This is a genomic window from Nocardioides houyundeii, assembly GCF_002865585.1.
Taxonomy (GTDB): domain Bacteria; phylum Actinomycetota; class Actinomycetes; order Propionibacteriales; family Nocardioidaceae; genus Nocardioides; species Nocardioides houyundeii.
Genome location: NZ_CP025581.1, coordinates 2,020,709 through 2,040,191, shown reverse-complemented (window position 1 = coordinate 2,040,191; position 19,483 = coordinate 2,020,709). Strand labels below are relative to the sequence as shown.

Sequence of the window (19,483 nt, the reverse complement as noted above, 5' to 3'; positions counted from 1 at the left end):
CGACGATGTCCTTGCAGATGGGGATGGGGCCGGCATTCCGGCACATGCGCACCGATCGGGGGCTGGACGGGTCGCACCTGACTCGCGACACCCTGCGCCGGGTCCTGGAGTTCGCCCGCCCGCACCGGAAGGTGATCGCCGCCTTCCTGGTGCTGACGGTCGTGGACTCCGCGCTGGTGGTGGCCTCGCCGCTGCTGGTCCAGCGGCTCATCGACGACGGCATCCGGCAGGCCGACTCCCGACTCGTCACCTGGCTCGCGCTCGGCATGGCCCTGGTGGCGGTGCTGGGAGCGCTGCTCACGGTCGCCGCCGGGTACCTGTCCTCGCGCATCGGCGAGGGTCTCATCTTCGACCTCCGCACCAAGGTCTTCGCCCACGTGCAACGACAGTCGCTGGCGTTCTTCACCCGCACCCAGACCGGCGCCCTGGTCTCCCGTTTGAACAACGACGTGATCGGCGCCCAGCGGGCGTTCACCTCGACGTTGTCCACCACCGTGTCCAGCGTCGTGTCGGCGCTGGTCGTGGGCGTCACGATGCTGTTCCTCAGTTGGCAGGTGACCCTGCTGTGCCTGCTGCTGTTCCCGATCCTGTTCGCTGCCTCCCGCTGGGTGAGCGGGCGGCTCGCCGGGCTCACCCGTGAGCAGATGGACGGCAACGCCGACATGGGCAACGCCATGACCGAGCGCTTCAACGTCGGCGGCGCCCTGCTCCTCAAGCTCTTCGGCCGCAGCGACGTCGAGGACCGGGTCTTCGCGTCCAAGGCCGGACGGGTCCGGGACCTCGGGATTCGGATCTCGCTGATCACCCGGGTGTTCATGGCCACGATGCTGCTGGTCCCGGCCCTGGCCACGGCCCTGGTGTACGGGGTCGGCGGTCACATGGTGATCTCCGGCTCGCTGTCGCTGGGCACCGTGCTGGCGCTGGGCATCCTGCTGCTGCGGCTCCTGGGCCCGCTGCAGAGCCTGTCCAACGTTCGGATCGACGTGATGACCGCACTGGTCTCCTTCGACCGGGTCTTCGAGGTGCTGGACCTGCCCTCCAGCATCCAGGAGAAGCCCGACGCGATCTCGCTGCCGCCGACGGCTGCCCGGCTGGAGTTCGACCACGTCGCCTTCCGCTACCCCCACGCCGACGAGATCTCGCTGGCCTCCCTGGAGGGGGTGGCCCGACCCGAGTCCCGGGAGTCCGGCGAGGTCCTGCACGACGTCACCTTCACCGCCGAGCCTGGCCAGATGGTGGCGCTGGTGGGGCCCTCAGGTGCCGGGAAGACCACCATCACCCACCTCGTCGCCCGCCTCTACGAGGTCGGCGCGGGCGCGGTCCGGGTGGGTGGCCACGACGTGCGGGACGTCACCCTGGAGTCCCTCGAGGCCGTGGTCGGCTACGTCACCCAGGACGCGCACATGTTCCACGACACGATCCGCGCCAACCTGGTCTACGCCCGCCCTGGCGCCAGCGACCAGGAGATCTGGCAGGCCCTCGAGGCGGCGCAGATCGCTCGGCTGGTCCGCACCCTGCCCGACGGCCTGGACACGGTCGTGGGGGACCGGGGCTACCGGCTCTCCGGCGGCGAGCGCCAGCGGCTGGCCATCGCCAGACTGCTGCTCAAGGCGCCCTCGATCGTCGTCCTCGACGAGGCCACCGCCCACCTGGACAGCGAGTCCGAGGCGGCGGTGCAACGAGCGCTCGAGACGGCGCTGGAGGGCCGGACCTCCCTGGTCATCGCGCACCGGCTCTCCACCGTGCGGCAGGCGGACCAGATCCTGGTGGTCGAGGCAGGGCGGGTGGTGCAGTCCGGCACGCACGAGGAGCTGCTCGCCTCCGGCGGCCTGTACGCCGACCTCTACCGCCAGCAGTACTTCTCCGAGCCCTCCGCGCCTCAGCTGAGCTGACCGCGCCCCCCGAGGCGCAGATGCACCTTCGGGGCGGTGGGTCGGCCGCGCGGGGCGCCCTGGGGGTGCATGTGCGCGGCTGGGGCGGGTCAGAGCCGAGCGGTGTCCTGCGCTCCGTCGCGGGAGTCGCGGGACGGGACGTCCGCCGGCTGGCCCGGGCGCTCCCTGTCGCCTCGCCGGGCCGAGCGGCGGTGCCCCTGCTGCGTCGGCGCGCGTCGGTCCCGCAGCTCGTCGTAGAGCAGGTAGAAGAAGCCGAAGACGGCCAGCGCACCGAAGAACCACCACTGCAGCCCGTAGAAGAAGTGCGGGCCCTCGTCCAGCTCTGGCAGCTCGGTGGGGGAGAGCGGCGTGGCCGGCTCGGGAGACTCGGTCCGGGCGGCGATGAACCCGCCGAGCACGTCACGGTCCAATGCCTGCCCGATCGCCTCGCTGGCGATGGCACGCGTGCTGTGGTCCACCACCTGGGTGCTGTCGCCCTCGGCGTCGAGCCGGATCCAGCCGGTGACGGTGACCTCGCCGGACGGGGGAGCGGGGAGGTCGTCCGGCACGTCGCCGCGGTTGGCGGTGGGCCACCAGCCACGGTCCACCAGGAGGGTGGTGCCGTCGGGAAGGTCGAGGGGGACCACGGCCTGGACGCCGGACTTGCTGTCCCGAGTGCGGTAGCGCACCACGACGGTGTCGTCGGCGTCGTAGGTGCCGGTGGCCTGGACCAGGCGCCACTCGTCGGCGGCCTGGGCGGGCTCGCCCACCTTCAGGACCTCCGAGACCGGTGCGGGCGGCAGGTTCTCGTTGCGCTCGACGACCTCGTTGCGCGCGCGCCTGTCGTCGAGGCGGTGGAACTGCCACTGTCCGAGCAGAACCGCGACGTACGAGAGGACCACCACCGCCACGAAGAAGAGGGCCCACCGCTTGCTGACCAGAAACCCCAGACGATGCACAACCCGAGGTTAACTCTGCCCCTGTAGCGATGTGGCGCCAGCACCTATGCTCGAGAGATGGTGCAGCCTCTGGAGGACCTCTACGGTCGGGTCGCGACCGACTTGCGCGTGTCGCTGACCGACCGGTGCAACCTCCGGTGCTCCTACTGCATGCCGGCGGAAGGGCTGGAGTGGCTGCCGGACGAGGCAACGCTGAGCGACGACGAAGTCGTCCGTCTGGTGACCATCGGCGTCCGGATGCTGGGGGTGCGAGAGGTGCGGTTCACCGGGGGCGAGCCCCTGGTACGCCGCGGACTGGTCGACATCATCCGTCGTACCCATGACCTGGGCGGCGTGGAGACGTCGATCACCACGAACGCGCTCGGACTCCAGCGCACCGCGGTCGCCCTGCGCGAGGCAGGGCTGGATCGGGTCAACGTCAGCCTGGACACGGTGCGCAGCGACACGTTCGCCCAGATCACCCGCCGGGACCGGTTCCACGACGTGGTCGCCGGCCTCGCTGCGGCCAAGGCTGCCGGCCTGGGGCCGGTGAAGGTCAACGCGGTGCTGCTCCGGGGCGTGAACGACGACCAGGCGCCCGAGCTGCTGCGCTGGTGCCTGGAGCGCGGCTACGAGCTCCGCTTCATCGAGCAGATGCCGTTGGACGCCCAGCACGCCTGGAACCGTACGGCGATGGTGACGGCAGAGGAGATCTTCGCCGCCCTGGACCGCGAGTTCACCCTGACGCCGGCCGTGGAGCCGCGCGGCAGCGATCCCGCGGAGCTCTTCCTGGTCGATGGTGGTCCCGGGACCGTGGGAGTCATCGCGTCGGTGACCCGGCCGTTCTGCGGCGACTGCGACCGGGTGCGCCTCACCGCCGACGGTCAGGTGCGCAACTGCCTGTTCGCCCGGCAGGAGTCCGACCTGAGGACCGCGATGCGCGCCGGAGCGAGCGACCAGGAGCTCGCTGACCGGTGGATCGTGGCCATGCGCGGCAAGCTCGCCGGCCACGGCATCGACGACCCGTCGTTCCTCCAGCCGGACCGGCCGATGTCAGCGATCGGCGGCTGACTCCGACGGGTGCGCGACCACGTCCTTGAGGAAGGCTCGTGCGCCCAGGAAGTCCGCCAGCGAGGACCGGTGCGTCTCGCAGGCCAGCCAGGTCTTGCGACGCTCCGGGGTGTGCAGCTTGGGGTTGTTCCACAGCAGCGCCCACACGGCGGGCGCGGTGCAGCCCTTCGCCGAGCAGGTGTCCGGCTCCACCGGCGGCACGGAGGCGGTCACTCCGGACCCCCCGGCAGCGAGCCCGGGGAGCGACCCGGGAGCTCGTGACCCGCGGGGGCGCCGCGCAGCGCGAACGCGTCGGACCGGTTGTCGGTGCCGTTGGCCAGGACCACCGCGACGTAGGGCAGCAGCACGGCCCCCGCGATCAGCACCCAGCGCAGCCAACCCGGCCCGACGGCGACGGCGGCCAGGAAGCACACGGTGCGGATCGTCATGGAGATGACGTATCGGCGCTGCCGGTGCGAGATCTCCTCCTGGCGGTTGGTCGCCGCCGTGGTGATCCGGACGGGGTCGCCGTCCGGGGAGGGGCGCCTGCTTGACATGGGAGGAGTCTACGTCGGCGCCGGAATCGCTAGAGTCGGAGCCATGTCAGATCGAACCTACCGAGTCACCGAGATCGTCGGCACTTCCCCGTTGGGGGTCGACCAGGCCATCCGCAACGGGATCGAGCGAGCCGGGAAGACGCTGCGCCACATCGACTGGTTCGAGGTGACGCAGGTGCGGGGCCAGGCGAAGGACGGGCAGGTGGAGCACTTCCAGGTGTCGATGAAGGTCGGCTTCCGGCTCGAGGACGAGTAGCGGTCCAGCCCTTTTCGCGTACCCCTGGGTAATCACTAGCGTCTGGTGGCGTGACCCAGCCGACACCCGCCCAGCCTGAAGTCCGAGCCCCTCGGTCCGTCCTCGTCACCGGGGGCAACCGCGGGATAGGTCGCGCGGTGGCCCAGGCCTTCCTGGCCGCGGGAGACCGCGTCGCCGTCACCAGTCGCTCCGGGGGCGGACCGGAAGGTGCGCTGCACCTGCGCTGCGACGTCACCGATCCCGCCGCGGTGGATGCCGCCTTCGCGATCATCGAGGAGCAGCACGGACCCGTGGAGGTGCTCGTGGCCAACGCCGGGATCACCTCCGACACCCTGCTGCTGCGCATGTCGGAGGAGGACTGGTCCTCGGTGATCGAGACCAACCTGACGGGATCGTTCCGACTGGCCAAGAGGGCCGCCAGGGGAATGCTGCGGATGCGTCGCGGGCGCATCATCCTGATCTCCTCGGTGGTGGGGATGCTCGGATCAGCGGGCCAGGTCAACTACGCCGCCTCGAAGGCGGGCCTCGTCGGCATGGCGCGCTCCCTGGCCCGGGAGCTCGGCAGCCGGGGCATCACCACCAACGTGGTCGCCCCGGGCTTCGTGGAGACCGACATGACCGCGGTGCTCGGGGACGAGCAGCGGGAGACCATCAGGGCCCAGGTACCGCTGGGCCGATACGCGACGCCGGACGAGGTCGCCTCGGCGGTCACCTGGCTCGCCTCAGACGGAGCGGCCTACGTCACCGGGGCAGTCATCCCGGTCGACGGCGGCCTCGGCATGGGACATTGAGGGAGCGGGACATGGGAATTCTGGACGGCAAGCGGATCCTCGTCGCGGGCGTCACGATGGAGAGCTCGATCGGGTTCGCCACGGCGCGAGTGGCCCAGGAGCAGGGCGCCGAGGTGCTCATCTCCAACTTCGGGCGGGCGTTGGGCATCACCCGACGCATCGCCAAGCGGCTGCCCACCGAGCCGCCGGTGCTCGAGCTCGACGTGACCGACCAGTCTCACCTGGACTCCCTCGCCGAGCAGGTGCGTGAGCACGTCGACGGCCTCGACGGCGTGGTCCACTCGATCGCCTACGGCAACCCGGCGACCCTGCTCGGCGGCAAGTTCCTCTCCGGGCCCTGGGAGGACGTCGCCCAGGCGGTCCAGGTCTCGGCGTACTCGCTCAAGTCGCTGGCGGTGGCGGCACGCCCGCTGATGGGATCCGGTGGCTCCCTGGTCGGGCTCACCTTCGACGCCACCACCGCCTGGCCGGCGTATGACTGGATGGGGGTGGCGAAGGCGGGCCTCGAGTCGACGTCGCGCTACCTCGCGCGAGACCTGGGGCCGGACGGCATCCGCTGCAACCTCGTCTCGGCCGGTCCCCTCAAGACATTGGCCGCCAAGGCGATCCCCGGGTTCGAGGACCTGGAGTCGGCCTGGAAGGAACGCGCCCCCCTCGGCTGGGACGAGACCGACCACACGCCGACGGCTCGTGCGGTGGTGGCGCTGCTCTCGGACTTCTTCCCCGCGACCACGGGGGAGATCGTGCACGTGGACGGCGGGTTCCACGCGATGGGCCTCTGACCCGGGCGGCGAGAGCGGCGCCGTAGCCCTTGGCTACGGTTCGCTCCATGAGTTCACTGGTCGAGCTGAGGGTCCTGGAAGGACCCAATCTGTACTTCCCCCGTGCCGCGATCAAGCTCACCCTGGACGTCGGAGCCATCTCGGACGCCGACGAGGAGCGGGCGCTGCGCTTCGCCGCCCGCATCGGGCTCCGCAGCGCCCGGCCCGGCAGCGCGCAGTCGGGGTTCCGGCAACGGTTCGCGCTGCGCGCCGTGGAACGGCTGGTGCGCGCGGTGGCGGCCGAGGCCGGCACCCGCAAGCTGGCGGTGCGGGTCCGTCCCACCAGCGACCCCCGTCAGGTGGTGGTGGCCTTCCCGTGGCGTCGCCGGGAGCGTGCCCAGGCCCTGGGCCGAGCGGTGGCCGAGGTCCTCGACGCCCTGCCCAGCTCCGACATCGACCACGTGGTCAGTACGGCGGCCGCCCAGGTGGCAGCATCCGTGCCCGGTGAGCGGCCCCGCACCATCAACCCCAAGATCCCCGTGGTGGCCGTCACCGGGACCAACGGCAAGACCACGACGAGCCGGATGATCGCCCACCTCGCGCGCGGCGCGGGGCAGCTCGTCGGATGGTCCAACACCGACGGCGTCTACATCGACGGGGCGCTCATCGAGGCGGGGGACTACTCCGGTCCGAGCGGCGCCGGCCGGATCCTGGCGCACCCCGAGGTCGAGCTCGCGGTCACCGAGACCGCGCGTGGCGGCATCCTGCTCAAGGGCATCGGCCTGACCCACAACGACGTCTCGGTGGTCACCAACGTGACCGCCGACCACCTCGGGCTGCAAGGGATCGACACCGTGGACCAGCTCGCGGAGGTCAAGGCCGTGGTGCCGGGGATCACCCGCAAGGGCGGTTGGGCGGTCCTCAACGGCGACGACCCGCGAGTCTTCGCCATGCGAACGGGGCTGAAGGCACGGCCCTGGGTGTTCTCCCGGGACCCCGATGCCCCCTCGTTGCGGGCGGTGCTCGACGAGGGTGGCCGGGCCACCACCGTCATCGACGGCTGGGTGTGCACCCAGGAGCCGGGGGCGGATCCGGAGCCGCTGGTCGCGGTCGTGGACGTCCCGATGACGCTCGCGGGGCTCTCCCGGTACAACGTCGAGAACGTGCTGGCCGCAGCGTCGGCCGCGCTGGCGATCGGCATCACCCGCGAGGACGTGGCGCAGGGCCTGCGGACCTTCCGGCCCGACGCCGAGCACAACCCGGGCAGGATGAACTTCTTCAGCATCGACGGCTTCTCGGTCGTGATGGACCTGGCACACAACGAGGCCGGGCTCGAGGCGATGATCGAGATCATGAACGGCGTCCGGGCCCCGGGGTCCCGACTGCTGCTGGGCCTGGGTGCCGTGGGTGACCGCACCGACGAGCTCATCGCGATGCTGGGGGAGATCGGGGCGCGCGACAGCGACGTCGTGGCGATCGGCCACAAGGACCGCTACCTGCGCGACCGCACGCGCGAGGACCTCGACGACCTGTTGAGGGAGGGCGCCGCCCGCGTGGGCGTCACCGAGCTGGAGTCCTGGCCCACCGAGGTCGAGTGCCTGGCAGCGCTGGTCGCCCAGGCGCGGCCCGGTGACGTGGTCGGCCTGATGTGCCACGCCGAACGGCAGGAGTGCTACGACTGGATCGCCGCGCACGGCGGGACCCCGGACTCGCCCGAGGCGTTGCACGCGAAGGTCCAGGCGGCCGCCTGAGACACCTGCCTCAGGCGGCCCGCCTCAGGCGGCCTGCCTCAGGCTCCCTGAGCCTCGGTGACCGGCGGGGTGTAGTCCGGGTCCGCGGTCGGGTTCTCCTCCGAGGCGCCAGCCCCGGCGTGCGCGGTGTTGGACCAGTTCTCCAGCTCCGACATCACCGCGCCGTGCTGGTCCACGCACACGACCACCAGGTCGCCGCGGTTCGCGTGGCTCATCGCTCGCCTCACCGCGCTGATCTCGTCCAGCACGGTCTCGATGCGCTTGCAACGGGCGCCCTCCTCCATCGCGGTGCGCACGCCCTCTGCCACCAGGCCTGCGACCTCGCCCCGCGCGCGGCCACGCAGGGAGTCGTCCTCCCGGACGACGAGGACGTCGAAGTGCTGGGCCGCCACGTGCCCGAGCTCGCGCATGTCCTCGTCGCGCCGGTCCCCGGCGGTGGCGATGATGCCGATGCGCGAAGGCCGGGCGAGGTCGTGGGAGGACTCCATCGACTCGCCGAGCCGGTCGACGAAGTCGCCCAGCATCCGCATGCCGGGAGCGTTGTGGCAGTAGTCGACGATGACGTTGACGCCGTTGACCTCGACCTCGTTGAGCCGGCCAGGGGACAGGTAGTAGCTGGTGGAGAAGGTGCGCAGCCCCTGTCGGATGTCGTGCAGCGGGGCTCCCGCGGCGAACGCGGCGGCCGCGGCGGCCAGGCAGTTCTGCACGTTCATCCGCGCCCGGCCGCTGAAGGTGGCCGGCAGCAGGTGGGTCCAGGCCAGCTGCATCTCGCGGCGCCCGTGGCGCACCACGATCATCTCCCCACGCTCGGAGGGGTTCAGCACCAGCGCCTTGCCGCCCCGGCGACAGTGCGAGTCGATCATCTCGCGCACCTCCGAGCCGGGCTCCTCCATGGAGAACCAGACGACCTCCCCGGAGCACTTGCGCTTCATGGCCCGCACCAGCGGGTCGTCAGCGTTGAGCACGGCGTGGCCGTCGCGGGGGACGGCCTCGACCAGCACCGCCTTGACGTCGGCCAGCTGCTCCACGGTGTCGATGCCGCGCAGGCCGAGGTGGTCCGGCTGCACGTTGATGACCACGGCCACGTCGTTGCGCTCGTAGCCGAGTCCCTCGCGCAGGATTCCGCCGCGAGCGACCTCGAAGACGGCGAAGTCGACGCGGGGGTTCTGCAGCACCATGCGGGCGCTGCGAGGTCCGGAGGCGTCGGCCTTGATGAGGAGGCGCTCGTCGATCACCACGCCGTCGGTCGAGGTCATCCCGACCTTGCGTCCCATGCCCTTGAAGATGTGGCTGATCATGCGGCTGGTGGTCGTCTTGCCGTTGGTGCCCGTGACCGCGACGATCGGGATCCGGCTCTGCGTCCCGGCCGGGAAGAGCATGTCCACCACCGGCTTGGCGATGAACTGGGGCTCCCCGATCGTGGGGTGGGTGTGCATGCGGAACCCGGGTGCGGCGTTCACCTCGCAGATCGCCCCGCCGGTCTCGCGGACCGGCTCGGTGATGTCGGGACAGATGAAGTCGATGCCGGCGATGTCCAGCCCGATCATCCGGGCCGCTTCCTCCGCGATCTCGATGTTCTCGGGGTGGGCCTCGAAGGTGCGGTCGATCGAGATGCCACCGGTGGACATGTTGCCGGTCAGGGCGAGCTTGACCATCTCGCCCTCCTCGGGCACCGAGGTCAGGCAGTGCCCCTGGGCGGCCAGCACCTCCTCCGCACCGGCGTCGATCTTGATCCGGGTCAGCACCTTCTCGTGGCCCACGCCGCGGCGCGGGTCCGCGTTGGTGAGGTCCACCAGCTGCTCCACGCTGGACCGGCCGTCACCGACGACGTGGGCGGGGACGCGCTCGGCGATGGCGGCGAGGCGGCCGTCGATGATCAGGCACCGGTAGTCCTTGCCCAGCACCAGGCTCTCGACGATGACCCAGCCGCCGCGGGACTGCCCCAGGGCGATCTCGAAGGCGTCTCGTACTGCCTGCTCGTCGCGCAGGTCGAGGCAGACGCCGCGACCGTGGTTGCCGTCCAGCGGCTTGACGACCACCGGGTAGCCGATGCGCTCCGCGACCCGGACCGCCTGGTCGGCGGTGCGCACCGACTCCTGCTTGGGCACCGGGAGTCCCGCGGCCGCCAGCAGCTTGGTGGTGAGGTCCTTGTCCGAGGCGATGTCCACGGCGATCGCGGAGGTGCTCGAGGTCATGGTCGCGCGGATCCGCTTCGCGTGGACGCCCTGGCCGAGCTGGACCAGGGAGTGCTGGTTGAGCCGGATCCAGGGGATGTCGCGGGAGACCGCCTCGTCGAGGATCGCCTGGGTCGAGGGACCGAAGGCGGTGCGCTCGGCACGGAGGATGAACTGCTCCAGCTCGTGTGCCCAGTCGAACTCGGGGTCGGCGTCCACGAGGTGGTTGACCAGGCGTACGGCGAGCTTGCCGGCCGCGAGACCCACCTGCTCGTCGACGTAGGCGTAGATGACGTTGTAGACACCGGTCTGCCCCTTGACGCCGCGTGTCTTGCCGCGGCGGATGTCGTGTCCCACGACCTGCTGGAGGGCCAGGGCGACGTGCTCGGCCACGTGGCCGAGCCAGGTGCCCTCGGTCAGTCGCTCCACGAACCCGCCGCGGCGCCCGCGCGAGCAGGAGTGCTCGCGCAGCCCCGGCAGCATGGTGAGGAGCTCCTCGGTGAAGCCGTGCAGGGTGTTGGTGGGGAACTGCTCGAGCACGCCGAGGTCCACCACCAGGTGGATGGCCCGCTCGTAGGACCAGACGTTGGCACCGCGGTAGACCCGCGTCTCGAGGATGGCCAGGTCGGGCGTCGGTCGCTCGCTCATCGGGCGTCTCCCTCGGTGTCGTGGTCGGTGTCGTGGTCGGTGTCGTGGATGGTGGCGTGGCTGCTGTCCTGGGTGGTGCTGCGTGGCGTGGTGTCCAGGCCGCCGGGGGCGAGCCCGGGGACGGGACGCTTGCGTGCCATTCGGCGTCGCAGAGTACTCGGCGAGGCGTCTGAGGCAGCGATGTCGCGAGCCATGGTCCGCAGGTCGTGCTCGGCCTCGGCCAGCCCCTGGACCTCCTCCTCGTCGAGCACGGGGTCCTGCGGCACCAGGCGTCGATCGCCCAGGTCGAAGACCGCTCCCTCGGGGAGGACGTGCAGCATCACCCCGCTGCTGAGCAACGGGGTCGAGCGCGCGGCCTCGTGGGCGTTCGTGGTCATCCGGGCCGGGTCGAGGATGGTCACCGCGCCTCGGCCCAGCACTCGCAGCCGCTGCCGGCCGTCGACGGTGTCGACGACGGCGCACGTGTCCTCGTCGACGCCGATGCCGAGCAGCTGCGGGGACTGGGACACGATCATCAGCAGCCGCCCGTAGCGGTTGCGCTGCTCGAAGTGCTGGTCGATCACTGCGGACCCGACCAGGCCGAGCCCTGCGGCGACCTGGGTCATCCGCTGCTTGGGCGTGGCGCCGCCGACGCCGAACGCGACCATGTGTGAGGACTGGATGCTGGCCCCGGCGCTGGTCCCCGCGACCACGGCACCGCGCCGATGCGCAGCGACGATGGCGTCCCCGAACGGGGTGCCGGACACGATGCCTGACAGCTTCAGCTGGTTCCCGCCGGTCATGAAGATCCCCGTGGCGTCCTCCAGGAGCGCCACCAGGTCGGGGTCATGGGCCTCGTCCCGGCTGCTCGGACGGGCCGCGACCACCTGGCCGGCGCCGAGCTTGGTGAACACCGCGTCGTACAGCTCGACGATCTCGGTACCCAGTGAGGACGCGACCGGGATGACGACGATCCTGGCCTGCGCACCGCCGGACCGGGTCACGAACTCCTTGAGGATGGTGCGTCGGCGGAGCTTGTCCTCCGCCCCGCCGATGATCATCAGGGGACCTGCGGCGTGATCTGGCATGACACGGAGGCTAGTGCCTGTCAGAGTGACCCAGTGCAGAAGGACACCCGACTCCTCGTTGTGATGCGTCACGCCAAGGCGGAGGCGGTCGGTAGCAGTGACCTCGAGCGCGCCCTGACCGAGCGGGGACGCGAGGATGCGGGCGAGGCAGGGCGCTGGCTCGCCGAGCGCGGGTTCGTGCCCGACCACGCCCTGGTCTCCGCCGCGGTGCGGACCCGGGACACCTGGCAGGCGGTCAGCGCCGCGGCCGGTTGGACGGTACGGCCCGACCTGCAGGAGGCGCTCTACGCCGCCGGGCCGGAATCGGCCATGGACCTGATCAGGGAGTTCCCCGCGGCCGCACGGACGGCGCTCGTGCTCGGGCACAACCCGACGGTGTCCTACCTGGCCCAGCTGCTCTCAGACGGCACCGGTGACCCGGACGTGTTGGCCCGGATGGCCGGGGGATTCCCGACCGCGTCGCTGACCCTGTTCGCGCTGGACGGCGGCTGGGACGAGCTGGAGCTCGGGACGGCACGCGTGGAGGGGTTCCATGTCGGTCGACCCTGACTGGCTCGATCGGGACGCAGTGACCGACCGGCTTCGGACGGCGGGCTGCGTCTTCGCGGAGGAGGAGGCCGATCTGCTGCTGGCGCAGTTCACCGGACCCGAGCTCGAGCTCGCGGTGCTCGACCGGATGGCGGGCGAGCCCCTCGAGCACATCCTGGGATGGGCGGAGTTCGCCGGGCTCCGGATCGCGGTGGGCCCGGGGGTCTTCGTGCCGCGCCGTCGCTCGGTCCTCCTGCTCGAGCAGGCCCTGGCGCACCTGCCCCGGCACGGCGTCCTGGTCGAGCTGTGCTGCGGCGCCGGCGCCCTGGCGGCCGCTGTCGCAGGGGGCCGCGCGGACGCGACCGTGCATGCCTCGGACATCGACGAGCGTGCGGTGGCCTGTGCTCGGGAGAACCTGGAGCCCCGCGGGGGTCAGGTCCACCAGGGTGACATGGAGTCGGGCCTGCCGACCGCCCTGGCGGGGAGGGTGGATGTCGTGGTCGCCAACGCCCCCTACGTGCCGTCGGGGCAGATCGACCTGATGCCGGTGGACGCCCGCGACCACGAGCCGCTGATCGCCCTGGACGGAGGACCCGACGGCACCCGGATGCAGGACCGGGTGGTGGCTGCGGCCACCCGGCTGCTCGCGCCTGCGGGGGTGGTGGTCGTCGAGGCCAGCCGCACCCAGGCAGAGGCCACGGCTGCTCGGATGCTGTGGCGCGGGTTCGCGGCCGAGATCGTCACGGACGACGAGGTCTCCGGAACCTGCGTCGTGGGCCGCAGATCGGTGCGCTGACCTGCGGCTCGTCTCAGAGCGGGGGAGCGGGAGTGATGATGCCGACCTCGGCGTCCGCCGCCTCGACCTCCTCACGGGAGATGCCGAGCAGGTACACGATCGCGTCGAGGTAGGGCACGTTGACGGCAGTGTCCGCAGCGTCGCGCACCATCGGCTTGGCGTTGTAGGCGATGCCCAGCCCGGCGGCGTCGAGCATGTCGAGGTCGTTCGCGCCGTCACCGATCGCGATGACGGCCGCCTGCGGCACTCCCACGGCGGCGGCGAACTCGCGCAGGGCGCTCGCCTTGCCTGCGCGGTCCACGACCGGCCCGACGATGCCGCCGGTGAGCCGGCCGTCGATGATCTCCAGCTCGTTGGCGCGTGCGAAGTCGATGCTCAGGTCCGCCGCCAGACGGTCGGTGATCTGGCTGAACCCGCCCGAGACGAGGGCGAAGCGGTACCCGAGGCGACGCAGCGTCCGGACCATGGTGCGCGCACCCGGGGCCAGGACCAGGGCGTCGTACACCTCGTCCAGCGCGCTGGCCGGCAGACCCTCGAGCAGCGCCACCCGGTGCCGCAGGGACTGCTCGAAGTCCAGCTCCCCGCGCATGGCGGCCTCGGTGATCCGAGCGACCTCCGCCTCCGCGCCTGCGTGCGCGGCGAGCATCTCGATCACCTCGCCCTGGACCAGGGTGGAGTCGACGTCCATCACGATGAGCCGCATGCCGCGCCGCAGCAGGTTGGCCGGCTGGACGGCGATGTCCACCGCCTGTGCCGCGGCCTCGGTGGCCAGCACGCGGCGCAGCTCCACCGGCGCGACGCCGGAGACGTGCAGGTCGATGGCGGTGACCGGGTAGCGCGCCATCCGCTCGATCCGGTCGATGTTGGCGCCGCAGTCGGCGATCCGGCCGGCGATGGCGGCCATGGCCGCGGCCCGCAAGGGCGATCCGATCACCGTGACGTGGCTGCGCCCGACGGCGCGGACCTTGTTGTCGCCCACCCCCCGGTCCACGTCGACCTGCATGCCGAGCCCCGACGCGGTCTCGGTGACTGCGTCGCGCAACCGCTTCCAGTCACGGGGAGCGTTGACCAGGACCCCCAGCACCAGCCGGCCGCGCAGCACGATCTGCTCGATGTCGAGGACCTCGACGCCGGCCGCGGCGAGCCGGGAGAAGACCGCGGCCGTCACCCCGGGTCGGTCCTTGCCGGTGAGGGTGATCAGCAGGGTCTTGGGGTCAGTCTCGTCCATGGCACCGCTGAGGCTACTGCGGTGAGGTGAGGCCGCGACGCACAGGATCAACTCTCGGGCCACACCTCGGGGGAGCAGGAGGCCACCAGCGCCCGGCGGGCGGCCCGTTCCAGACCCAGCAGTGCCTCCTCCCGCTGGACCATCTGGGCGGCGGTGACCGCCGCCCCGTGGTCCTGCGTCGCCAGGGCCACGATCTCCTGCGCCTGGACGGCGCGTGCGGCCAGCTCCACGCACCGCGGCGGCGTCCCCGGTGGTGCCTGCACGTGCGGCAGGTGCCGCAGGTTCATCAGGGCGTCGGCCGCCTCGGGCCGCCAGCTCGCCACGTCGAGGGCTGCCAGCCTTGTCGCGGCGTCCAGCACCGCGGCCCGCAGCCCGCGGTCCGCCTCCCCGACGTCGGGGATGCTGCGTCGGCGCGCCGACCCCAGCACCCAGGTCACCCCGCGTCCCACCCGATGAGGGACGGCCCCGAGCTCGGCGTCGGGGGAGACCACGGCCTGGCCCGCCTCGAGCGCCTCGGCGTTGAAGTCCACCGGGCCGCCCAGACCCAGCGGGTCCCCCTCGATCGGCAGGGCGAGCCCGAGAGACCTGGCACCGGCCCGCCGCAGGGCCAGCAGGAGGTCGAGCAGGCCTGCGGGGGACTGCTCCGGGGCCGGGGTGCCGCCGAGCAGCACGGTGTGGACGTCCTGCGGACCCACCACCTCGTCGAGGACGAGGTCGGTCACGACGGCACCGCGCAGCCAGGCGGTGCCCCACCAGGCGAGAGCCGCGGCCTCGGGCAGAGAACTGTTCACGCTCGTTGAGGCTACCCACGGACCCGGATGAGGGCCTGGATAGGGTGAGGGCATGAGCGCCGTGCTGGAGTTCGCCGACGTCACCGTGCGCCGAGGCCGGACCACCTTGCTGCAGGAGGTGTCCTGGTCCGTCGACGACGACGAGCGCTGGGTGCTGCTGGGCCCGAACGGCGCCGGGAAGACCACCCTGCTGCAGGTTGCGGCCGCCCAGATCCATCCCACCTCAGGTGTGGTGGGGATCCTGGACGAGGTGCTGGGCACCGTGGACGTCTTCGAGCTGCGGCCGCGGATCGGGCTGACCAGCGCCGCGATCGCCGACCGGATTCCCCGCGACGAGCTGGTCCGCGACGTCGTGGTCTCCGCGTCGTACGGCGTGGTGGGCCGCTGGCGTGAGTCCTACGACGAGCTGGACCACGACCGGGCCGCCGGACTGCTCGCCGAGGTCGGCGCCGAGCACCTGGCGATGCGCACCTTCGGCACCCTCAGCGAGGGTGAGCGCAAGCGGGTCCAGATCGCCCGGGCCCTGATGACGGACCCGGAGCTGCTGCTGCTCGACGAGCCGGCCGCGGGTCTCGACCTGGGTGGCCGCGAGGACCTGGTCTCCACCCTCTCCAGCCTGGCCATGGATCCAGACTCCCCGGCAACGGTGCTGGTCTCCCACCACGTCGAGGAGATCCCGCCCGGGTTCACCCACGCCCTGATGCTCCGCGAGGGCAGGGTGGTGGCCCAGGGACCGCTGGACCGCGTGGTGACCGAGGAGGCGCTCTCGGAGACTTTCGGGATGCCGTTGTCTCTCACGGTCGCCGACGGGCGCTACGCGGCGCGGCGCCGACCGGCGCGTCGCGTGCTCTGACCCCGCACGCGGCACCACCTCACCTCGCGGCAGGGGCGCGACCTGCGGGGTTCGTCACACCCCTTCGGGATAGGCTCCGGGCATGGAATGGTTCCGTGACCACGCGTGGGAGACCTGGCTGGGCATCGCCGTGGTCCTGGGCGTGGCCGAGATGTTCAGCCTGGACCTGGTGCTGGCCATGTTGGCAGCCGGCGCCCTGGTCGGCATGGTCGCGGCCGCGCTGGACCTCCACGTCGCCGTCCAGGTGATCGCCGCCGCCGCCGCCTCCCTGGCCGCGTTGACCTTGGCCCGGCCCTCCATGGTCAAGCGTCTGCACTCCGGCCCGGAGCTGCAGCTGGGCCACGGCAAGCTGGTCGGCAAGCAGGCACTCGTGACCGAGGAGATCTCGGGGCTCACGGTCGGACGGATCAAGCTGGCCGGTGAGATCTGGACCGCCCAGCCCTACGACGACACCGCCACCATCCCCGCGGGCGAGACGGTCGAGGTGCTGGAGATCCGCGGCGCCACCGCCGTCGTGTACCCCGTCGCGCGACTCGAGCCCTGATTCACCCATCCACCATCAGTAAGGAGGCGCAGTGGAGGCATTCCTCGTCCTGCTGGCGCTGTTGTTGATCTTCGTCATCGTCGTGATGGCCAAGACGTTGCGCATCGTCCCGCAGGCCCGTGCCGGGATCGTCGAACGGTTCGGCAAGTACAAGCAGTCGCTCCCGGCCGGACTCAACATCGTGGTCCCGTTCATCGACCGGGTCCGCTACCTCATCGACCTCCGGGAGCAGGTGGTGAGCTTCCCGCCGCAGCCGGTGATCACCGAGGACAACCTCGTCGTCTCCATCGACACCGTCATCTACTTCCAGGTCACCGACCCGGTGGCGGCCACCTACGAGATCGCCAACTACATCCAGGCCATCGAGCAGCTGACCATGACCACGCTGCGCAACATCGTGGGTGGGATGGACCTGGAGGAGACGCTGACCAGCCGCGACTCGATCAACACCGGTCTGCGAGGGGTGCTGGACGAGGCGACCGGACGCTGGGGGATCCGGGTGAACCGGGTCGAGCTCAAGGGCATCGACCCGCCGCCCTCAATCAAGGACTCCATGGAGAAGCAGATGCGTGCCGACCGCGACAAGCGTGCGGCCATCCTGACCGCGGAGGGCCAGCGGCAGTCGGCCATCCTCACCGCCGAGGGCTCCAAGCAGGCCGCGATCCTCTCCGCCGAGGGCGACCGGGAGTCGCAGATCCTGCGAGCCCAGGCCGACCGGGAGGCGCAGATCCTGCGCGCCCAGGGTGAGGGCCAGGCCATCCAGACGGTCTTCCAGGCCATCCACGACGGCCGGCCCGACCAGTCGCTGCTGGCCTACCAGTACCTCCAGATGATGCCCAAGATCGCCGAGGGTGACGCCAACAAGGTGTGGATCGTCCCGTCCGAGATCGGCAAGGCCCTCGAGGGACTGGGCTCGACCATGACCGACATGGCCGGCATCCCGCGCGACGCCACCCCCACCAAGCGGGTGGACATGGGCCCCTCCGAGCCGCAGCTGCCGCGGTCCTCGGCCGAGATGGGCCAGTCCTCGGCCAGCAAGGCCGTCGAGGAGGCCATCGCCGAGGCGAAGCAGGTCTCGCAGGTGCCGGACGGCACCGGGGGGGACACGCCAGCCCCGTGATGCTCTGGGAAGCGGCCGTCGTCTTGCTGGCGGGCGTGGGCGCTGGAGCCATCAACGCGATCGTGGGGTCGGGAACGCTCATCACGTTCCCGACCCTGCTGGCGTTCGGAGTGCCCCCGGTGACCGCGAACGTCTCCAACACCATCGGCCTGGTGCCCGGCTCGCTCGCCGGTGCCTTGGGCTACCGCGCCGAGCTGTCGGGACAACGCGGCCGGGTCGCCCGGCTGGCGGTCGCCTCGCTGCTGGGTGGCACCGTGGGGGCCGCCCTGCTTCTGGTGCTGCCCGCTTCGGCCTTCGAGTCGATCGTGCCGGTGCTGATCCTCCTGGGGGTCGTCCTGGTCGTCGCCGGCCCTCGGGTCTCGGCTGCCGTGGCGCGACGTCACGCCCATCTCGGCGGACTACCCGAGCACGGTGCGGTCTGGGTCTGGCCTGCCGTGGCGGCCACGGGGGTGTACGGCGGCTACTTCGGGGCCGCCCAGGGCGTGCTGCTGATGGCGGTCATGGGGATCGGCATCCCCGAGACGCTGCAACGGCTCAACGGCGTGAAGAACGTGCTGGCGGCCCTGGTGAACGGAGTCTCCGGCCTCATCTTCGTGGTGGTGGCCGACGTGGACTGGCAGGTGGTGCTCCTGATCGCCACCGGCTCGGTGATCGGCGGGCTGCTGGGAGCCAGGGTGGGGCGCCGGCTCCCCGACAAGGCGCTCCGGCTGGCGATCGTGGTGGTGGGGCTCACCGCCCTGGTCTTCTTCGTCGCGCGCTGAGCTGATCGGCGCCGATCGTCGGCCTCCTCAGGCCTCCACGAACGCGGCGAGCCACCGGTCCAGGGTGGAGTAGACCTCCCGGCGCACCTCGGCCCGGGAGAGCACCACGTCGTGGATGGCCCCCTCCAGTGCCACGCTCGTGACGTGGCGGCCCAGCGCCGGCGCCCAGCGACGGATCTGCTCCACGTCGAGGACGATGTCGCTGCTGGTCACCTCCTCGCTCATCTCGTGGGGCTGGGCGGAGCGGGCCGAGGAGAGCACCAGCGACGGACAGCTCAGGTCGAGGCCGCGGTGCAGAGCGGCATGGCCGGCGCGGATGGCGGAGATCCAGCCGGCGCGCATCGGCCAGGACTCGACGGGCTTCCAGGCAAGGTCGTAGTCCCACTCCCCACCGAGCTCGGAGTGCAGCGACTCGCCGTAGAACCCACGCACCGTGCGGGGGATGACCTGCCGGGGGGCCATCGCGGCGACCTGCTGCAGCACCGTGGTCCCCACCGTGCGCAGCCACCACGGTCCCTGCAGCTCGAACCAGGGGGAGTTGAGCACCAGGCCGGAGAGCGGGGAGCGTCTCTCGTCGGCCCAGAGCGGCAGGGTGAGCCCGCCCGTGGAGTGCGCGCTGCCCACCACCGCCTCGTGGCCGTCGCGCTCGGTGATCCGACGCCACGCCTCGTCGATCTCGGGGAAGTACTCGTGCAGGTCGGTGACGTAGTTCGGGGTCTGGTGCGGGCGGATGGACCGGCCGTACTTGCGCAGGTCGAGGGCGTAGAAGGTGTAGCCCCGCTCCGTCCACCACTCGGCGTACTCGGTGTGGAAGAAGTAGTCGGCGAAGCCGTGGACGTGCAGCACGGCGCAGTTGGTGGGCCCGTGGGTCGGTCGCCGGACCAGGGTCGCGACCACCGCTCCCTCCTCGTCGCCCGGGAGCTGGATGGTCTCGGCCGTGTACGGCGCTCCGAGCACGTCGTCGCTGGAGGACTCGTCGATGGGCATGACATTGATTC

General features: G+C 71.4%; 20 protein-coding genes. 12 read left to right on the top strand and 8 right to left on the bottom strand.

Going from position 1 to position 19,483, the window contains the following annotated elements:
• The first annotated feature begins 5 nt into the window (after positions 1-5).
• Positions 6-1,892, top strand: a complete 1,887-nt coding sequence (locus C0R66_RS09790; protein ID WP_101524535.1) for an ABC transporter ATP-binding protein — start codon at positions 6-8, stop codon at positions 1,890-1,892.
• Between the two features lie 89 nt (positions 1,893-1,981).
• On the opposite strand, the gene C0R66_RS09785 is transcribed toward C0R66_RS09790, so the two are convergent.
• Positions 1,982-2,830 carry an SURF1 family cytochrome oxidase biogenesis protein gene (locus C0R66_RS09785; protein WP_101524534.1) on the bottom strand — a complete coding sequence of 283 codons (849 nt, stop codon included), beginning with the start codon at positions 2,828-2,830 and terminating at the stop codon, positions 1,982-1,984.
• 57 nt (positions 2,831-2,887) lie between these two features.
• Between C0R66_RS09785 and moaA the strand changes: the two genes are divergently transcribed.
• Positions 2,888-3,880 (top strand): GTP 3',8-cyclase MoaA, encoded by a 993-nt coding sequence (moaA, locus tag C0R66_RS09780; protein WP_101524533.1) that lies wholly within the window; start codon positions 2,888-2,890, stop codon positions 3,878-3,880.
• On the opposite strand, the gene C0R66_RS09775 is transcribed toward moaA, so the two are convergent.
• Both C0R66_RS09775 and C0R66_RS09770 read right to left on the bottom strand, forming a co-directional pair.
• Entirely contained in the window at positions 3,863-4,093 is a 231-nt protein-coding gene (locus C0R66_RS09775; RefSeq protein WP_240311702.1) for an acetone carboxylase, read from the bottom strand. The genes moaA and C0R66_RS09775 overlap by 18 nt on opposite strands.
• Complete coding sequence (locus tag C0R66_RS09770) at positions 4,090-4,416, bottom strand: DUF3099 domain-containing protein (protein ID WP_101524532.1); 327 nt, start codon at positions 4,414-4,416, stop codon at positions 4,090-4,092. The genes C0R66_RS09775 and C0R66_RS09770 overlap by 4 nt, the downstream gene beginning before the upstream one ends.
• A gap of 43 nt (positions 4,417-4,459) precedes the next feature.
• Here C0R66_RS09770 and C0R66_RS09765 point away from each other — a divergent pair, with 43 nt between their 5' ends.
• The 4 genes from C0R66_RS09765 to C0R66_RS09750 are packed head-to-tail and all read left to right on the top strand — an operon-like array spanning position 4,460 to position 7,975.
• Positions 4,460-4,672 (top strand): dodecin, encoded by a 213-nt coding sequence (locus C0R66_RS09765; protein ID WP_101524531.1) that lies wholly within the window; start codon positions 4,460-4,462, stop codon positions 4,670-4,672.
• A 50-nt stretch (positions 4,673-4,722) separates the two neighbouring features.
• Positions 4,723-5,463, top strand: coding sequence for a 3-oxoacyl-ACP reductase FabG (gene fabG, locus C0R66_RS09760; protein ID WP_101524530.1), 741 nt, complete (start codon positions 4,723-4,725; stop codon positions 5,461-5,463).
• An 11-nt stretch (positions 5,464-5,474) separates the two neighbouring features.
• Positions 5,475-6,245: an enoyl-ACP reductase FabI gene (gene fabI, locus C0R66_RS09755; protein ID WP_101524529.1), complete on the top strand. Its 771-nt coding sequence runs from the start codon at positions 5,475-5,477 to the stop codon at positions 6,243-6,245.
• Positions 6,246-6,292: 47 nt separating this feature from the next.
• Positions 6,293-7,975 (top strand): Mur ligase family protein, encoded by a 1,683-nt coding sequence (locus tag C0R66_RS09750; protein WP_101524528.1) that lies wholly within the window; start codon positions 6,293-6,295, stop codon positions 7,973-7,975.
• A 38-nt stretch (positions 7,976-8,013) separates the two neighbouring features.
• On the opposite strand, the gene cphA is transcribed toward C0R66_RS09750, so the two are convergent.
• Complete coding sequence (cphA, locus tag C0R66_RS09745; protein ID WP_101524527.1) at positions 8,014-10,797, bottom strand: cyanophycin synthetase; 2,784 nt, start codon at positions 10,795-10,797, stop codon at positions 8,014-8,016.
• Positions 10,794-11,864 carry a cyanophycinase gene (locus tag C0R66_RS09740; RefSeq protein WP_101524526.1) on the bottom strand — a complete coding sequence of 357 codons (1,071 nt, stop codon included), beginning with the start codon at positions 11,862-11,864 and terminating at the stop codon, positions 10,794-10,796. The genes cphA and C0R66_RS09740 overlap by 4 nt, the downstream gene beginning before the upstream one ends.
• Before the next feature lie 33 nt (positions 11,865-11,897).
• Here C0R66_RS09740 and C0R66_RS09735 point away from each other — a divergent pair, with 33 nt between their 5' ends.
• Both C0R66_RS09735 and C0R66_RS09730 read left to right on the top strand, forming a co-directional pair.
• The gene (locus C0R66_RS09735) at positions 11,898-12,413 is read left to right on the top strand and encodes a SixA phosphatase family protein (protein WP_240311703.1); all 516 of its coding nucleotides are present in this window, start codon (positions 11,898-11,900) and stop codon (positions 12,411-12,413) included.
• Positions 12,397-13,188, top strand: a complete 792-nt coding sequence (locus tag C0R66_RS09730; RefSeq protein ID WP_101524524.1) for a putative protein N(5)-glutamine methyltransferase — start codon at positions 12,397-12,399, stop codon at positions 13,186-13,188. The genes C0R66_RS09735 and C0R66_RS09730 overlap by 17 nt, the downstream gene beginning before the upstream one ends.
• 13 nt (positions 13,189-13,201) lie before the next feature.
• Here the strand turns inward: C0R66_RS09730 and serB are convergent, their stop codons facing one another.
• Together serB and C0R66_RS09720 are read right to left on the bottom strand one after the other, a co-directional pair.
• On the bottom strand, positions 13,202-14,416 hold the full coding sequence (gene serB, locus C0R66_RS09725; protein ID WP_101524523.1) for a phosphoserine phosphatase SerB: 1,215 nt from the start codon (positions 14,414-14,416) through the stop codon (positions 13,202-13,204).
• Between the two features lie 47 nt (positions 14,417-14,463).
• Positions 14,464-15,207, bottom strand: a complete 744-nt coding sequence (locus tag C0R66_RS09720; RefSeq protein WP_101524522.1) for a hypothetical protein — start codon at positions 15,205-15,207, stop codon at positions 14,464-14,466.
• A gap of 52 nt (positions 15,208-15,259) precedes the next feature.
• Here C0R66_RS09720 and C0R66_RS09715 point away from each other — a divergent pair, with 52 nt between their 5' ends.
• The 4 genes from C0R66_RS09715 (at position 15,260) to C0R66_RS09700 (ending at position 18,485) form a co-directional block, all read left to right on the top strand.
• The gene (locus C0R66_RS09715; protein WP_101524521.1) at positions 15,260-16,060 is read left to right on the top strand and encodes an ABC transporter ATP-binding protein; all 801 of its coding nucleotides are present in this window, start codon (positions 15,260-15,262) and stop codon (positions 16,058-16,060) included.
• An 82-nt stretch (positions 16,061-16,142) separates the two neighbouring features.
• On the top strand, positions 16,143-16,604 hold the full coding sequence (locus C0R66_RS09710; RefSeq protein ID WP_101524520.1) for an NfeD family protein: 462 nt from the start codon (positions 16,143-16,145) through the stop codon (positions 16,602-16,604).
• Positions 16,605-16,635: 31 nt separating this feature from the next.
• Complete coding sequence (locus C0R66_RS09705) at positions 16,636-17,724, top strand: SPFH domain-containing protein (RefSeq protein ID WP_101524519.1); 1,089 nt, start codon at positions 16,636-16,638, stop codon at positions 17,722-17,724.
• Positions 17,724-18,485, top strand: a complete 762-nt coding sequence (locus C0R66_RS09700; protein WP_101526169.1) for a sulfite exporter TauE/SafE family protein — start codon at positions 17,724-17,726, stop codon at positions 18,483-18,485. The genes C0R66_RS09705 and C0R66_RS09700 overlap by 1 nt, the downstream gene beginning before the upstream one ends.
• A gap of 27 nt (positions 18,486-18,512) precedes the next feature.
• Here C0R66_RS09700 and C0R66_RS09695 read toward each other — a convergent pair whose 3' ends face one another.
• Positions 18,513-19,472 (bottom strand): alpha/beta hydrolase, encoded by a 960-nt coding sequence (locus C0R66_RS09695; RefSeq protein WP_101524518.1) that lies wholly within the window; start codon positions 19,470-19,472, stop codon positions 18,513-18,515.
• Between the last annotated feature and the right edge of the window lie 11 nt (positions 19,473-19,483).

What these genes read in the sequence shown, in the direction of transcription:
- C0R66_RS09790 (WP_101524535.1), top strand. Translation starts at nt 6, where the DNA reads ATGTCCTTGCAGATGGGGATGGGGCCGGCATTCCGGCACATGCGCACC.
- C0R66_RS09710 (WP_101524520.1), top strand. Translation starts at nt 16,143, where the DNA reads ATGGAATGGTTCCGTGACCACGCGTGGGAGACCTGGCTGGGCATCGCC.
- C0R66_RS09770 (WP_101524532.1), bottom strand. Translation starts at nt 4,416, where the DNA reads ATGTCAAGCAGGCGCCCCTCCCCGGACGGCGACCCCGTCCGGATCACC.
- cphA (WP_101524527.1), bottom strand. Translation starts at nt 10,797, where the DNA reads ATGAGCGAGCGACCGACGCCCGACCTGGCCATCCTCGAGACGCGGGTC.
- C0R66_RS09715 (WP_101524521.1), top strand. Translation starts at nt 15,260, where the DNA reads ATGAGCGCCGTGCTGGAGTTCGCCGACGTCACCGTGCGCCGAGGCCGG.
- fabI (WP_101524529.1), top strand. Translation starts at nt 5,475, where the DNA reads ATGGGAATTCTGGACGGCAAGCGGATCCTCGTCGCGGGCGTCACGATG.
- C0R66_RS09765 (WP_101524531.1), top strand. Translation starts at nt 4,460, where the DNA reads ATGTCAGATCGAACCTACCGAGTCACCGAGATCGTCGGCACTTCCCCG.
- moaA (WP_101524533.1), top strand. Translation starts at nt 2,888, where the DNA reads ATGGTGCAGCCTCTGGAGGACCTCTACGGTCGGGTCGCGACCGACTTG.
- C0R66_RS09740 (WP_101524526.1), bottom strand. Translation starts at nt 11,864, where the DNA reads ATGCCAGATCACGCCGCAGGTCCCCTGATGATCATCGGCGGGGCGGAG.
- C0R66_RS09730 (WP_101524524.1), top strand. Translation starts at nt 12,397, where the DNA reads ATGTCGGTCGACCCTGACTGGCTCGATCGGGACGCAGTGACCGACCGG.
- C0R66_RS09700 (WP_101526169.1), top strand. Translation starts at nt 17,724, where the DNA reads ATGCTCTGGGAAGCGGCCGTCGTCTTGCTGGCGGGCGTGGGCGCTGGA.
- C0R66_RS09750 (WP_101524528.1), top strand. Translation starts at nt 6,293, where the DNA reads ATGAGTTCACTGGTCGAGCTGAGGGTCCTGGAAGGACCCAATCTGTAC.
- serB (WP_101524523.1), bottom strand. Translation starts at nt 14,416, where the DNA reads ATGGACGAGACTGACCCCAAGACCCTGCTGATCACCCTCACCGGCAAG.
- C0R66_RS09695 (WP_101524518.1), bottom strand. Translation starts at nt 19,472, where the DNA reads ATGCCCATCGACGAGTCCTCCAGCGACGACGTGCTCGGAGCGCCGTAC.